Consider the following 14,675-nt stretch of genomic DNA (forward strand, 5'->3'; position numbering starts at 1 on the left):
GACATTAAAAATTATAACACAAAAGATGTAAAAACACAATCCTCTCTTCAAGTTGTCATAAGGGATTATCATCTGCCTTTACATACCAAAGGCCAGTCATGTGAACTGACTGGCCTGGTAAATTTATTACTATTATTCTCTTGGATACAGACCATCCTTTGCCATTTCCATCAGCACACCCTCTACTTCAGGTGCGGAGTGTCCAAGTATAAGGCCGATCACTTTAGATACCTGTTTTTCTTCAGGAAGGTAGGAGGCGTCTAAAAAGCTTAATGGCACAAACTGTTCCTGGTCCATATATTTTTCCACTATAGGAACTAGGCGGTCAAAGCTTTGATTCCATTCGAGAGTACAGAGCCGCACGGTTTCTTTTCCATATGTTTTACGGATGTCATTATAAAGCAAAAGTCCGCATGTCGATCCGTTAAATCTTACGTTTAAATCAATAAAATAATATTGGTCATCGCGGATGAGCACATCGAAGCCTGCAATGCCGACATATCCTGTGGCGGCTATATTTTTCATTACTTCATAGCCGGTGTCAACAATATCTGTGATCGTTTCATCGATATCCACTGTAATCCAGCTGCCGCGGAAACATCCATCTTTATTGACAAGCTGGATGGATTTGCCCAGAAAGTGGATTTCACCCTTTTCGGTTACAGCATAATGAACAGAAATGTTTTGATCATATTGGATAAACTCTTCTACAATAATTTTTGATAAGTCACCAAAGGTTTCATCAATTTCATAAAGCTGCTTATCCTCTTGTACGAGCAAAACGCCACAGCCGCCTGAAGTAGGCCGTCCATCTCCTGTTTTTAAAACGATCGGGAGCGTCGGCTTTTCTTCAAGAATTTGTTCTAAACTCATCATTCTCCTTGGGGGAACGTGCTGGGGAGGAACAAGCTCAGGAATACTGCGCTTATCACATAAATAGGCCAGAACCTCCGGTTTAACCCAGGATGTTTCAGGAGATACCTTATCCGCAGGATGCGGATACTGGAAAATAAGCTTTTTATTTTGAAGAGCAAGATAATTGAGAACATCAATATATTCAGCATCATTTCGATAGGTATAACGAACTGGAGGTACGTGCAGTCCGGCTTTTCGAAGCAGCGCTAACGCCGGTTCTGTGGCTGTTCCTTCATGGCAAACGACAGGAACATCTCCGACAGCACTAATTTCCCTGCCAGTCAAGGCTTCCAGGCTTAGCAGATCACTAGAAAAATGCTGATAATCTTCTGCGTACAGCTTTGGAGTGTAAGCGAAATCCTTTCCATATATATCTGTTATGGAATGTGAAGGACGAATAGTGACATTTTGCTGATCATCTAAAACTTGAATTGGAAATGCTGCTTCCCCCATACTAATACCTCCCTAAAAAAATAATTTAAAAAACGGGTGCCTTGAATAAATAATAGACACCCTGTTTCAGCCAAATTTGTTTTTGTAAAAATCATAGGGATATTTATAGATATAGTATATTTATAGACAAAATTCTGTGGTTTCAAACCCGAAATGGTTAAATAAATACACATTTCAGGAGGAAATATAAGGGAAAGATTGAAATTCAAAAAAGAGATTCATAGAGTGTTGGCTGGGGTCTATTCACCTAAAGGGAAGGTAAGAGGGAGGCAGCAAGTAACGTAAAATAATGGATTTGAGGGTGGAAAAGCATGTATATTATTTATCCAATCCCCCATATTACCTTGAGGGATTGGATATTTGGAATTATTTTTTTTGAATAAGCCCGAAACCAATACCGACGGGGTCTACCAGGTATGCAAGATAAAATTCATCAAACTCCATTTTATCTCTAACAATCATGGCACCATGGTGTTTAGCCTTAGAAATAGCCTCATCGATTGAATCGACTTCCAGTTGAATACGGGTTCCATGCGGATAATCATTTGGTCCTTTTCCGATTCCGCCGTTTATTCCATGTTTTTCGTTTTCTCCGGTTGTAACAGCCCAATAATCCCAATGTGGTTCAGCAATTCCCCAGCCAAAAACTGCAGAATAAAATTCCGCCGCTTTCTCAGGATCTTGGCTGCTTAATTCAAAGCCAATAACTCTGGCCATTGTAATCTCCTCCTTTCATGTAACTATTTTAAAAATTCCACAATGATTGAAAAATACCTCCAACATTTAGTGCTTTCCAGGCTAAGATTTTATAGTATATACAAAGTGTATTATCTTTTTAAATCCATTCCTTCCATTTTTCTGATTAGCCCCTATTCAGATGGGTATAATTTTGATATCCAGAAATATAGTCATCAGATAAAAAAGGAGGATGGCATTACTAAAATGAAAAAAATTAAATTTACTGCCGCAGTATTGATGATTATGCTTGGACTGGCAGCATGCTCACCGGATGAGGAGAAAATCGTAAATGAAGGAGACAAACATAACCCTTCCACGGAGAAAATCAAAGCAAAGTCTGAAGAGGAACCGAAGGATAACAAACAAATTACCGAAAAAGGCGGATTGGGTGATACAAGATCAGCAATAGAAACAGCATATGGAGAAAACAAGGGCGATGCAGAAATAGCCCGATTTCAAGATGACTTTCTGATTGTCACGTTTGAGAATCACCGTGCCGTTAACGTCCAGCTTCAATATGAATCAAAAAGTGATAAACGGCCAAGTGAAGAGGAGGTTCTTTCCTATATTAAGGAACGAATTCCGAAGGATTCGCAGGAAGTGGACAGATATAAGGATGAAAAAAATGCTTCACAGGAAATTATTGAATATGAGAGTGATATTCTGGAAAAGGAAGCAAGTGAGTACAGCTTCAGGCAAGATGAACCTGGTAAGTTTACTGTAACGCTTGAAAGAGATGATGAGGGAATCGTTCTTGCAACAATGGCACTTGGCAGAGGGAATATAGAGTAACTAAGATAAACCGCATACCTTTCATGGTATACGGTTTATCTTAGTTATTTAGCAGAGTTGTTTTATCTGGAAACGAGGAAATCCTCCAGCGCCTGCTGCAGGCTGGCTTTTGTTAAAGCTTTATTTTCAAACGACAATCCCAATCTTGTAATTTTTCGTACCAATTCAGGACGAAGCCCCGTGATGACACACTCACAGCCCATCATATTAGCTCCATCGATAATCTTCATCATATGGTCAATGACTTCTGTTTCCATTTGGGCAATGCCGGAAAGGTCCATAATTAATGATTGTATCCTCAGCCTTCCAATTTCCATTAAAGTTTTTTCTTCAATCGTATGTACCCGTATCATATCAATTTCCCCGATCAGCGGAAGAACGCATATTTTTTGGGTAATCGGTATAACGGGAACAGACAGATTTTCAACCAGCTGCCGCTGCGCTTCGATTAATTGGTCTTTATAATCTGAATAACTCAGGAAAAAGACGTTTAGAAACTGGTCGATCCGGTCGTTTACTTGTCTTTCAAGCTGGTAGAAAAACTCAAAGGGATGTTGAAACTCTTTATTTTCATCATAAATCTTTAAAAATCGCCACAGCGTTCTGCGGATTGCCTGGACCCATTCCAGCTTGAATGCTAACGTTAAGTTATGAGAAGCCCAGGAAATACCCTCCACTCTTGCAAAGTCTTCCAATTGACCCTTTTCTTCGCCAATAGTAAACATGACCAGCTTGTGGGCGTTTTCCAGAAGGTTAATATTTCCGATCACAAGGATATCATTTATCTTTGTCCGTACATTAACAGCTTCCCTTAATAGTTCCTCTTGAAATTTCATTCTTGTTTCTTCGAAATACTCTATATATTCCTTATCCATGACTAATTTCACAATTATTCACTCCTATTTAATATAGATAGAAATAGTTATATATAGCTATTGTAGCAGTTTTGTTTACAACATGACCATAGGGAAAAAGAAGTTTGTAAGTATACTCGTTTTGTGGAGAAGTATAACAAAAAAACTCCCGATTTTAAAACGAGGAGCACTCTTTCTATTTAAATTAATTTCTGTATAGTTTAGAAGTTAGTTTTTCTAAAACAATATTATTGGGGAAATAATGGAGCTTAATGGCTGAAACTTTTGGACAAGCCCTTATTCATACTTTTTCCTTACACGCTATGAGCAGATTTGCCCTTAAAGAGTGTAGAAAAACTTTTTGTCCAATAATTTAATGAATTATCTGATATTTTCATATTTATTCCATTCTTTATGTGTTAAACTGATGATAAAGTACATTATCTGGGGCAATTCGACTTTACTTAGTCAACCCTTTAAAAGGGAGGAATGAACTTGGAGAAGATTAGTGTTTTCCTGGATGATTATCGGGATCCGCCGGAAGGATATGTTCTCGCATTAACAATTGACGATTGTATTCATTTGTTGAATAATTTTCAAATTGAACACCTTTCCCTGGACCACGATTTAGTAGATAAATATAGAAATGGATCCTTGCTTGTTCAAATTATGGTAAGAGAAAAGCTGTTTGCCAATCGCATTACTATTCATTCTGCCAATTCAGTCAGCGGTAAGGCCATGTATACTTATTTGCTGGAAGCTCAAAAAGATTCTTTAATGTCAAATCAAATTATCTTATCCCATAGACCTTTGCCCCTACATTACTTTCCTCCACGGGTTCTGCAACATTATCTGGACATCATGTAAACTCTTCTTATATTATCCTATTTCTTTCCGCTATGGCTCGAACGGTCGATAATCAGATTAATTACCTTCTGATTTCCCAAAAATTTCTTCGGAATTCTTAAACCAGTTATTTCCTTATACAACAGTATGAAGATATAATATAACTGTTTAGGGTAATTTTTTTGAGGAGGAAGACCGCCATTGAATACATCGATTAATACTCCGCTTAGAGCTATATCCAGTAAAGTAATCAGCCAAAAAGAAGAGCTGGCCCACCAAAGATTTCTTGCTGATCATAATAGTTATTCAGGTAAGGCTGATGCTGTCTTGCGTAAATGGAGAGAGAATCTTATTTACATCTTTGCTAATTCAATCTTTGATAATTTGGAAGAAACGTACAGTACATTAAAAGAATGGGGTTCAGAAGGGGTTAATTTATTAGTAAATCTGGATCTGCCTTTAGACGTGGCAATTGAAGAAATTCGTTTTTACCGAAATACTATTGGAGAAATAATAAAAGATGAATCGATAAATTATAAGTTTTCCCTTCAGGAATTTTATGAAATTATTACCCGTTTTGATTCGATTGTTGATCGCGCTGTACATTGGCTTAGTTTATCTTATTCGAAAACATACGCTGCACGAATGTATGCCGCAGAAATAACAGCTTTAGAGCTTTCTATACCAATAGTCAGAGTTACAGAAGAAATAGGTATTATTCCTTTAGTTGGTGACCTTGATACGAAAAGATCCCAGGAGCTGATGGAAAAGGCACTTCAAAATGGAACTGAATTAGGTTTAAGCCATCTCATTATTGACTTATCTGGGGTTCCTATTATTGACACTATGGTAGCTAATTATATTTTTCAAGTAATTGAAGCACTTAAGCTAGTTGGGATACAAGTGATATTAACCGGCATTCGGCCTGAAATTGCTCAAACCATGGTCAATCTGGGAATAAATCTGGGTGATATTTCAACCTTTGGAAGCCTTCATCAAGCGGTTAGAAACATCCAAAATAAAATGTAGCCTCCCAAGGCATCCTTTATTGAGGATGTATTTATGGTCAAAAGTTAATAGGATAAAAATAAGCAGGTGCTTGATCAATAGAGACAGTCTAGTGATGATTTATTTTGCAGTGGCAACGTTTAGGAATAGTCGCCGAAGCAATATTCGTTATTAAGTGCTGGCAAAAATATAGTTACTAAAAGCCGAAAGCAGAGGCTGTATTGGAAGATTAATTGAAGAATGCTAAAGAAAATGGATGGTTCGGGGCATGAGTAAAATAGATATAAACATTATGGAATCAATTGAAAAAGCTATTGAGAATGTAGAGTTTTCGGGTATTGCTTTTGTTAAAGAAGGAACTGAAGTGATATATGAAGGGGCGGCAGGTTTTGCCGACAGGACTGAGGCACGGCTGAATAGGGTGAATACCCGTTTTGGGATCGCTTCGGGGTGCAAGCTGTTCACAGCCATTGCTATTTGCCAGCTTGCAGAAAAGGGCATCATTTCATTTAATATGAGACTCAAGGATTGTCTCGATACCGAGTTTCCATATTTTAATGAAACTGTAACCATTCATCATTTGTTAACCCACACCTCTGGAATTCCAGATTATTTTGATGAAGACGTGATGGATGATTTTGAAGAAATTTGGAAAAATACACCGATGTATTTAGTAAGGAAGACAGCAGACTTTCTTCCATTATTTCAAAATGGAATAATGAAATTCTCACCCGGAGAAAAGTTTCATTATAATAATGCCGCATTCATTGTTTTAGGATTGATCGTGGAAAAGCATTCGGGACTTTCTTTTACTGATTATGTGGGAACGAATATATTCGAACCCTGTAAAATGAACGATTCAGGCTACTTCTCATTAGATCAGCTTCCTAAAAACACAGCAAATGGATATATTGACAATGAGGATGGTGCCTGGAAAACAAATGCCTACTCGATTCCTATTATTGGAGGACCGGATGGCGGTGCCTATATCACTGCTAATGATATCAATAAGCTTTGGGAAGCATTATTTAGTAATGTGCTATTATCTAAAAAATATACAGATATTCTGCTCAGACCCCATGTTCAGGTAAAAGATGGGGTTTACTACGGATATGGCGTCTGGATGAATAAAAAAGAAAATAATTTTTTAAAATATCATATAATGGGCTATGATCCTGGCGTCAGCTTTCATTCTGCTGTATATCCTGAGCGGGATCTGAAAGTTACAATAGCATCCAATAAATCATCAGGTGCATTTCAAATAATGAAAGCTATTGAAGATACTTTTGAGCAAAAAAAGTTAGGTTGAAAACCGCCTCCCATGGCGGTTTTTTTTATAAGGACAAAAGTATGAAGTTTATTTTTAGAATTTTGGGATTATTCAACTAAAAAAAATAAATAAATAGGGAGATTAGGGTATATACTAGTGCTATGGAGGTGAATTACCATATGGATGGAAAACCAATTCATTATGATGGAAGTACCCAGAACTACGAAGCCTCAGGAAGTGAAACAAATGTAAAAGAATTTGTGTTAACAGATGAAATGAGAAAAAGCATAGGCGGAAATCCTTACACTTTTGAAAAAATTGATTAAACTCTACTGAAAAAGGGTTGTCTTAACTAAGACAAATCCTTTTTTTATTGTAAATGTGTATGAAATTGTCATATTGCATTGCTGAATTTCATCCTTTTCTCATGCTGAAAAAATAATGCACTCTTTCAGATGAATGGGAAAAAATAAAAAAATTAGGAATGTTTATTGAAAAGATGGGTAAACGAGAAGAAAATTATTTATTACATAATGAAATTTTTTTTGTTGCACAAACTAAGATAGGAAACCGAGATGAAAAAGGAAAGGAAAGATAGAAAATGACCAGGTTACTTTACATTACAGCACATCCGCATGATGATACACAGTCCTTTAGTATGGCAGCCGGTAAGGCATTTATTGACACATACAAGGAGAAAAATCAAGATCATGAAATCGTTAATGTTGATTTATACAAAGAAAATATTCCTGCTATAGATGTAGATGTTTTCAGCGGCTGGGGAAAACTTCGTTCCGGTCAGGATTTTGAATCGCTTTCTGGAGAAGAGAAGGCAAAAGTTAGCCGATTGTCTGAGCTGTGTGAGCAATTTATTGCAGCAGATAAATATGTATTTGTTACTCCATTATGGAATTTCTCCTTCCCGCCAGTCATGAAAGCATATATTGATGCGGTTGCGGTTGCAGGTAAAACATTTAAGTACACAGAACAGGGGCCTGTAGGTCTGTTAACCGATAAAAAGGGACTGCATATTCAAGCTCGCGGCGGAATTTACTCAGAAGGTCCAGCAGCTGAAATGGAGATGGGCCACCGTTACCTCAATATCATCATGCAATTTTTTGGAGTTCCTTCATTTGAAGGTTTATTTATCGAAGGACATGCAGCAATGCCTGATAAAGCGCAGGAAATTAAAGAAAACGGAATTGCACGGGCAAAGGATATGGCCCAAACATTTTAATTTGAAAGGGCACGGTGCAGTATCCGTGCCCTTTTTTAATCTGGCTGAAGAAAAGGGAATGCGGCGGAACCAAGCAGGGTGCATCAGCCGCTTTTTCCATTTGGCTTGAATAAAAGAAAAACCGCTAATTTAAGTGCCGATTCCGCTTAATTAAATTAATTTCAGGGAAAAATATTTTGAAACAGCCATATGAATTGTACACTTCGGGAGTTTAAAAGCTGCCATATTCATGGTCTTTTCAGCAATATTAATGCCGATGCCACTTTTTTTAATATTTCTTCAATAGTATTTCTCATTTTATCGCCTGCGTTTTTAAACCTCAACCGGAAATATAAAACTTTTAGGAAGTTAGTTAAGTTTATCTTTTTTCTAAAAAAGGTTAACGAGAATCCTTCCCGGTTTTTCATATTAATAAGTGCATAATTCATGTGTATAATCCACTCTTCTAATAGGTCCTCGTCCATTCCTTTGTCTAAAAGAGCTTCTATGAAATATATTAACCTTTCATCCTCATCATCAATGCGGATGTTTCTTTCGCCAGGCAGAGTTCAATAGTTTAATAAGTAAATGTCCAAAACGATTAAAATCAAAGGAACAGGCGGCCGGGAAAAGGGAATTGAAAAAAATATAGTAATCGAGCAGGTATCCAATTTACTTGTTTGAATAAATACATAATACACTCAGTTTTTAAGAGAGTGCCGCTTTTGTATGTAAATAGCCATTTTACATTTGACGATTCAAAGAAAGAAAAGTTACATCATATCAAAAAATAATTAATAAACTTTTTATTCAGGAATGAAAAGCATTCAACGCAATATATTTAAAATCGTGGTTAATATATTTTCAGGGGGAATAGAAAATGAACATGAGTTTACCAGTTTCAAGATGGAGTTTATCACTCCTGGCAAGTTTAGCTATAGCGGTTGCTTTTATTTTTGGTACAGCTTCGAATGCATCTGCATCCATTAACTATGGAGAAGAAGCGGCGGAGACAGCAAAGCTGTATGTTGGCACTCCTTATAAGTATGGAGGCACTACTCCAAAGGCATTTGATGCAAGCGGCTTTACTCAATATGTATACAAACATGCAGCCACAAAATTGTCTCTCCCGAGGACAAGTGGATCTCAATTCAATCTTGGTAAAGCTGTAAAACAAAGCGAATTGAAGCAAGGTGATTTAGTGTTCTACGCTACTGGCGCAAAAGGGAAAGTTTCGTATGTTGGAATTTATCATTCCAACGGAAAGTTCATCGGCACAACTTCAAAAGGTGTATCAGTAATTAAGATGAGCGACAATTATTGGAAAACTAAATATATGGGCGCTAAGAGAGTGATCAAGTAATAAAAAACTCACTGGATTGCCATGAAAATGAGAACGGCACTTATCATCGGGTGCCGTTTTTTTATTCAAGAAAGAAAACATATTATGGTACGTTTATCAAAAATCGGTGGTGAATCGGATTTCCCTATCATTATAAAATAAACTTCACCATTCATATTTCCTAAGCAGGCAATTATCCTTTCTTAAAAAGCATCCGGAACTCTTTGATGGATATAATAAGGAAAGGAAAGGGGGAATGAAGTTGTTAATAGTGAAAAGCTTGCTGTTTGCTATTGGATTTATATTAATTCATTTATCTTCAAGATATCTTAAGTTTTTACATTATAACCCAAGGAGCAAGCTGCTTTCTGTTGCAGGGGGAATATCTGTTGCTTATGTTTTCATTCATTTGCTGCCAGAATTAAATAAACATCAGGAAAAATTAGGTTCGTCCGAGCTTCCTGCAGATGTTTTTAATTTGTCTGATAATTATATCTATCTTTTTGCAATGATAGGACTTGCTGTCTTTTATGGATTGGATAGAATGGTGAAGACTTCAAAGAGAAAGCATGAACAATCAGGAAAAAATGAGAAGGCAGGCATTTTCTGGATACACATCCTGTCATTTGCGGTGTACAATGCAGTCATTGGATATCTCTTGCTAAGAGGGGAATACAGCAAAGATTTAGTCTCAATGTTCCTTTACTTTTTGGCGATTTCTTTTCATTTTATTTCAAATGATCATAGCCTGCGTCTGCTGCATAAACAGACATATGATAAGGTGGGGCGCTGGCTGCTGGCTTTTTCGATTCTGCTTGGCTGGGGAATAAGTGTGGCCGTTGAAGTTAACGAAAAAGCAATGGCAATGTTATTTGCTTTTCTTGCGGGAGGAATCTTGCTAAATGTAATGAAAGAAGAACTTCCAGAGGAAAGGGAAAGCAACTTTTTGGCTTTCTTCGGAGGCCTGGTTTTTTATACTGTCCTTTTGATGGCTATTTAATGGCTCCCCGCACATAAAAAATGTGCCAAGTGTAAAACTAGGGAAAAGTTGAATGGGGTGAAGATTCTTGAACAAAGAAACGCTTAAAAATCTTACATCAAAAGAGGAAGATGTTTTAGTCATCAGTGATACTGGCTATGGTTTAGAAAGTGTTTCAAAAAAGGAAGCGGAGCGAATGGAGCCAGCTCCAATAAAGTCACAGGATGATGAATAGGAACGAGACAGTGGCATGCAGCATTTCTATATTTTTTAGGAGAGAATTCATTTCTTTTTTGAGGGTCTAATCTTGTTTTCTCAAGAATTTGAGGCTAATTGTTCGGTTAGCTTGTCAAGTTTTGTCGAAAAATCGATACTTTTTGAAATGTGGATGATAAAATTTGAAAGTTATATGATAAATTTCGAAGGTTGCACTATAATATTCAAAAGTTGTTAAATAAAATTGCTAAAATCTGAACAAACAGCATTTTTTAGGTACAGGGGTAGGGTATATTTATGCAAAAATGGATCTATAACTGGATGCACCACTGAAAAAATCTTTAAGTTTTACTGTTTAGCCAGGAATTAAAGCAAAATTGCTCTATTTGCGGGTTAAAAGCAGAAAAAAATCTTCTTTTCAAACTGAACACAGCGATATTTTTCGATAAACTTAGCTAAATCTCCTATATACCCCCCCAGATATATGAAATAGGCTGCCGCGGCAGCCTATTTTTTCGGTAATTTTATGGAAGGGCGCTAATTATTAGATCTTCGGCGACTATTTTGAAGTAACAGCTATTTAACATCAAATCTAATTAGATCAAATGCAACTAAACCGCAATTTATTATGAGGCAATAGCCATTTAACAACTAATTAAATTAGAACAAATGCATCTAAATTGCAATCTAATATAAAGAAAAAGCTGCTAATTAAAAAAACGAAAATAAAAAGCAATTAAATATGAAGCAACAGCTGATGATCCAGATAATTAAATTTAACACAAATGCAACTTCGGCTTAACCATAATAAAACCCGTTTTAAATTTCAATAATAACCGGGAGAATCATCGGCCTTCTTTTTGTTTGGGAGAATAAGTATTGGCCTACTGATTTTCTGATGTTTTGCTTCATGACATTCCACTGATGGATATTAGCCTCCTGCAGTTCATCGACGGTTTTTTTGACAAGCCGGTTGACCTCCCTAAGAAGATCTTCTGAGTTCCTTGCATAGACGAAACCTCGTGAAATGGTGTCGGGGCCGGAAATGATTTTACGTTCCGATTTACTGATTGTTATTACAACGACGAGCATCCCGTCTTCGGAAAGCTGTTTTCGGTCGCGAAGCACGACGTCACCAACATCGCCAACACCCATGCCGTCCACATAGGTAACCCCAGAAGGAACAGTTCGGGTCTGCCGGGCAATCTTGTTTTCAATATCAACAACATCACCATTTTTAATGATAAACGTGTTACCTTTTTCAACGCCGACGGATTCGGCCAGCAAACGGTGATGGTGGAGCATTCGGTATTCCCCGTGGATTGGAATGAAATAGGTAGGTTTCATTAATGTCAGCATCAGCTTTAAGTCTTCCTGATATCCATGCCCGGAAACATGCATTCCTGTTGTGCTTCCCGAACCGTAAATCACTTTGGCACCCTGCTGGAACAGGTTGTCGATGATTTTGGAAACATCCCGTTCATTCCCTGGTATTGGGGAAGCTGCCAGAATAACAGTATCTCCAGGATAAATGGAAACATCCCGATAATTTCCGCTTGCAAGGCGGGCAAGGGCAGCCATTGGTTCTCCCTGGCTACCGGTACATAATATTGCGACCTTTTCAGGTGCCAGCCGATCGGCTGTGCGGGCGTCAATCAGCATGCCCTCCGGTACATTTAAGTAACCGCGCTCGATCGCAACTGAAACTACATTGACCATACTTCGGCCAAGCAATAACAGCTTTCGATTAGTCTTGATCGCTGCTTCCACAACTTGCTGTACACGGTTTACGTTAGAAGCGAAGGTAGAAACGAAGATTTTCCCCTGTGCTTTCATGAAGGCCTCATCCATATGTCCGCCCACCATTTGTTCGGACGGTGTTAGGCCGGTACGTTCTGCATTGGTACTTTCGGATATCAAAACCAAAACTCCCTCGCTGCCGATTTGAGCCATTTTATGAATATCCGAAGCTTGGTCATGTGCAGGAGTTAAGTCAAATTTGAAGTCTCCAGTATGGACTACTTTTCCTTCAGGGGTCTCAAAAACAATGCCAAGGCAATCTGGAATGCTGTGGCTGACTTTGAAAAAAGAAAGCTTCACATCTCCAAAATCCAACTTGGATTCAGAGTCAATGGAATGAAGTTTTGTTTCCGCTCTAAGCCGATGCTCGTCTAATTTTAATTCTATTAGCCCAAGTGTAAAATTAGTTGCATAGATCGGCACATTCATCTCTCTTAACAGGTAAGGAACTCCGCCTATATGGTCCTCGTGACCATGTGTTACAATTAAAGCCCGGATTTTATCCTTATTTTCTTCGAGGTATCTCATATCTGGAATAATCAAATCAATTCCCAGCAAACTTTCATCAGGGAATTTGCCGCCGCAGTCAATGATAAAGATGTCATCTGCATATTGGAGCACATACATATTTTTGCCGATTTCATTTATGCCGCCTAAGGCAAAAATGGATAACGCATTATTAGTACTCATTTTTATATCCTCCATCTCCGAAGTAGTCCTTTCATTATTCCCTGTTTCAAAGTGGATTATTATGGGAGAAGAACAAAAGAGTTTTTTTTATAATTTTCATACCCATAATCCAGCGGATAAATCAGCTTTATGTTATAGCGAATTAAGCTTTATGTTATAGCGAATTAATAATACTGCTGTAATAAAAGATAGTTCTCTGCAGAGAAGGGAGCCGAATAATTCAAGCATCAAACTCAATTTTTATTAGGAATGCAGGCTTTTTTCTTATTGCATGCTATGTCAGCGGTTTGGTATGATGATATTTCGACAATTAATGAGCAACGCGGTATGACTGGATAATTAAGTTTATGCTAGAGAAGGAAAAATAAGTGATTTCCGTAAAACCCTGGCAGATTAATAGATTATGATGGAATTCTCAAACTTACATACCTAATAATTGTTTACTGAATTAAACAACGGAAAGCAGGGAATACGGTTGAATGGTTCAGCACATTTAGCCATCGGAGCAGGATCAGGATATATTGTCGCAAATGCAGTTCAGTCTGATCCTGCTTCGACAGGCTTGTTGATTATAATAGGGGCTGTCACAGGCCTGATGCCTGATATAGATATAGATGGCAAATTAAGCAATAAAATTACATTTTCTCATAAAGTCATTCGTTCCATCGCCCAGGTAATTGGCCTTTTGATGATGGTCTATAGCTATTTTTCAGGCGATGGGGCGGAAAAATGGCTTGGGATTGGTGCAGGTATAGGGATTATCGCAATTTCAATGTATATTACACAAAGACGCATGCTGACCGTAACAGGAATTGGAGTTTTGGCCGGAGGACTGTCACTGGAGGAAAACTGGTTATTGCTATTAGCTATTTTTATTATCATAGCTTCATTTGTTCCTCATCGAAGCTACACACATTCCATAATAGGAATTATCTTTTTCGGCGTCATTTCTGCACAATTTCAGGATGCAGTCGGAGTAAATGGGGTCTTTTCTGCCTGCATGGCAGGTTACATCAGCCATCTTGCAGCTGATTTGCGTATTTTGCCATTCAATAAGCGCGGAGTAAAACTCTTTTTGCCAATATCCTCAAAGGAATTCTGAGCAAGTAAATATAAGACAGATTAACTTGAACAAACATCTTTCAGAACAGCTGATATCGCTGGAACAATACAAGGCTCAACAGCAGATGCAATTAGCAAGATCGAGGAGGCTTTATTTTGAAAAATAATAAGTCATAGCCATCCAAACTCGATCATTGTAATTATTGGTTTTTCCCAAATTTATTAGGTGCAAATGATACTTATGAGAAATGAAAACGTATAAATGATGTAGAAGACTATTGCTCCTACCAAAAAATCAAATCGCTTCCTTTGTTAAGCTGTGTAAATATATGGAAAAATCAACGCCATTCATACTGGACAATTGACCTATCAGCTAATCTGATAGGTTTTTTGCAGCTAAATGGAATTTTTTATTTAACCGGAAACCTCGCTAGAATATATAATTCGCTCTCAGATCATAAACAAATAAAAAATCATAACAGTCTCAATAAGAG

At 37.5% G+C, this 14,675-nt stretch carries 15 protein-coding genes; 10 read left to right on the plus strand and 5 right to left on the minus strand.

Annotation, left to right across the window (positions count from 1 at the left end; translation table 11 throughout):
* Positions 1-132 precede the first annotated feature (132 nt).
* Entirely contained in the window at positions 133-1,368 is a 1,236-nt protein-coding gene (locus tag CVD28_RS12505; protein WP_101592706.1) for an ATP-grasp domain-containing protein, read from the minus strand.
* A gap of 366 nt (positions 1,369-1,734) precedes the next feature.
* Positions 1,735-2,085, minus strand: coding sequence for a VOC family protein (locus tag CVD28_RS12510; protein WP_101592707.1), 351 nt, complete (start codon positions 2,083-2,085; stop codon positions 1,735-1,737).
* Between the two features lie 225 nt (positions 2,086-2,310).
* Here CVD28_RS12510 and CVD28_RS12515 point away from each other — a divergent pair, with 225 nt between their 5' ends.
* Positions 2,311-2,898, plus strand: a complete 588-nt coding sequence (locus CVD28_RS12515) for a hypothetical protein (protein ID WP_101592708.1) — start codon at positions 2,311-2,313, stop codon at positions 2,896-2,898.
* A 62-nt stretch (positions 2,899-2,960) separates the two neighbouring features.
* Here the strand turns inward: CVD28_RS12515 and CVD28_RS12520 are convergent, their stop codons facing one another.
* Positions 2,961-3,773, minus strand: a complete 813-nt coding sequence (locus tag CVD28_RS12520) for an STAS domain-containing protein (protein WP_374702527.1) — start codon at positions 3,771-3,773, stop codon at positions 2,961-2,963.
* A gap of 474 nt (positions 3,774-4,247) precedes the next feature.
* On the opposite strand from CVD28_RS12520, the gene CVD28_RS12525 reads away from it, so the two are divergent.
* The 5 genes from CVD28_RS12525 (at position 4,248) to CVD28_RS12540 (ending at position 8,113) form a co-directional block, all read left to right on the plus strand.
* Complete coding sequence (locus tag CVD28_RS12525; protein WP_101592710.1) at positions 4,248-4,619, plus strand: cyclic-phosphate processing receiver domain-containing protein; 372 nt, start codon at positions 4,248-4,250, stop codon at positions 4,617-4,619.
* A 180-nt stretch (positions 4,620-4,799) separates the two neighbouring features.
* Positions 4,800-5,627, plus strand: a complete 828-nt coding sequence (locus tag CVD28_RS28785) for an STAS domain-containing protein (RefSeq protein ID WP_257985850.1) — start codon at positions 4,800-4,802, stop codon at positions 5,625-5,627.
* A gap of 247 nt (positions 5,628-5,874) precedes the next feature.
* A complete protein-coding gene (locus CVD28_RS12535) occupies positions 5,875-6,915 on the plus strand; it encodes a serine hydrolase domain-containing protein (RefSeq protein ID WP_374702522.1) in 1,041 nt (346 codons plus the stop codon).
* 140 nt (positions 6,916-7,055) lie between these two features.
* Positions 7,056-7,202: a hypothetical protein gene (locus tag CVD28_RS28080; protein ID WP_180954144.1), complete on the plus strand. Its 147-nt coding sequence runs from the start codon at positions 7,056-7,058 to the stop codon at positions 7,200-7,202.
* A gap of 275 nt (positions 7,203-7,477) precedes the next feature.
* Positions 7,478-8,113 (plus strand): FMN-dependent NADH-azoreductase, encoded by a 636-nt coding sequence (locus CVD28_RS12540; protein ID WP_101592712.1) that lies wholly within the window; start codon positions 7,478-7,480, stop codon positions 8,111-8,113.
* A gap of 227 nt (positions 8,114-8,340) precedes the next feature.
* Here the strand turns inward: CVD28_RS12540 and CVD28_RS29280 are convergent, their stop codons facing one another.
* Entirely contained in the window at positions 8,341-8,658 is a 318-nt protein-coding gene (locus CVD28_RS29280) for a DUF2785 domain-containing protein (protein ID WP_142384775.1), read from the minus strand.
* A 314-nt stretch (positions 8,659-8,972) separates the two neighbouring features.
* Here CVD28_RS29280 and CVD28_RS12550 point away from each other — a divergent pair, with 314 nt between their 5' ends.
* The 3 genes from CVD28_RS12550 (at position 8,973) to CVD28_RS28085 (ending at position 10,648) form a co-directional block, all read left to right on the plus strand.
* Positions 8,973-9,455, plus strand: a complete 483-nt coding sequence (locus tag CVD28_RS12550) for a C40 family peptidase (RefSeq protein WP_101592714.1) — start codon at positions 8,973-8,975, stop codon at positions 9,453-9,455.
* Between the two features lie 235 nt (positions 9,456-9,690).
* Positions 9,691-10,434, plus strand: coding sequence for a hypothetical protein (locus CVD28_RS12555; protein WP_101592715.1), 744 nt, complete (start codon positions 9,691-9,693; stop codon positions 10,432-10,434).
* Between the two features lie 67 nt (positions 10,435-10,501).
* Positions 10,502-10,648, plus strand: a complete 147-nt coding sequence (locus CVD28_RS28085; RefSeq protein WP_180954145.1) for a hypothetical protein — start codon at positions 10,502-10,504, stop codon at positions 10,646-10,648.
* An 800-nt stretch (positions 10,649-11,448) separates the two neighbouring features.
* Here CVD28_RS28085 and CVD28_RS12560 read toward each other — a convergent pair.
* The gene (locus CVD28_RS12560; RefSeq protein WP_101592716.1) at positions 11,449-13,119 is read right to left on the minus strand and encodes a ribonuclease J; all 1,671 of its coding nucleotides are present in this window, start codon (positions 13,117-13,119) and stop codon (positions 11,449-11,451) included.
* Positions 13,120-13,594: 475 nt separating this feature from the next.
* Here CVD28_RS12560 and CVD28_RS12565 point away from each other — a divergent pair, with 475 nt between their 5' ends.
* Positions 13,595-14,221: a metal-dependent hydrolase gene (locus CVD28_RS12565; protein WP_101592717.1), complete on the plus strand. Its 627-nt coding sequence runs from the start codon at positions 13,595-13,597 to the stop codon at positions 14,219-14,221.
* Positions 14,222-14,675: the final 454 nt, after the last annotated feature.

The sequence above is a fragment of the Bacillus sp. M6-12 genome (genome assembly GCF_002860285.1).
Lineage (GTDB): Bacteria > Bacillota > Bacilli > Bacillales > DSM-1321 > Peribacillus.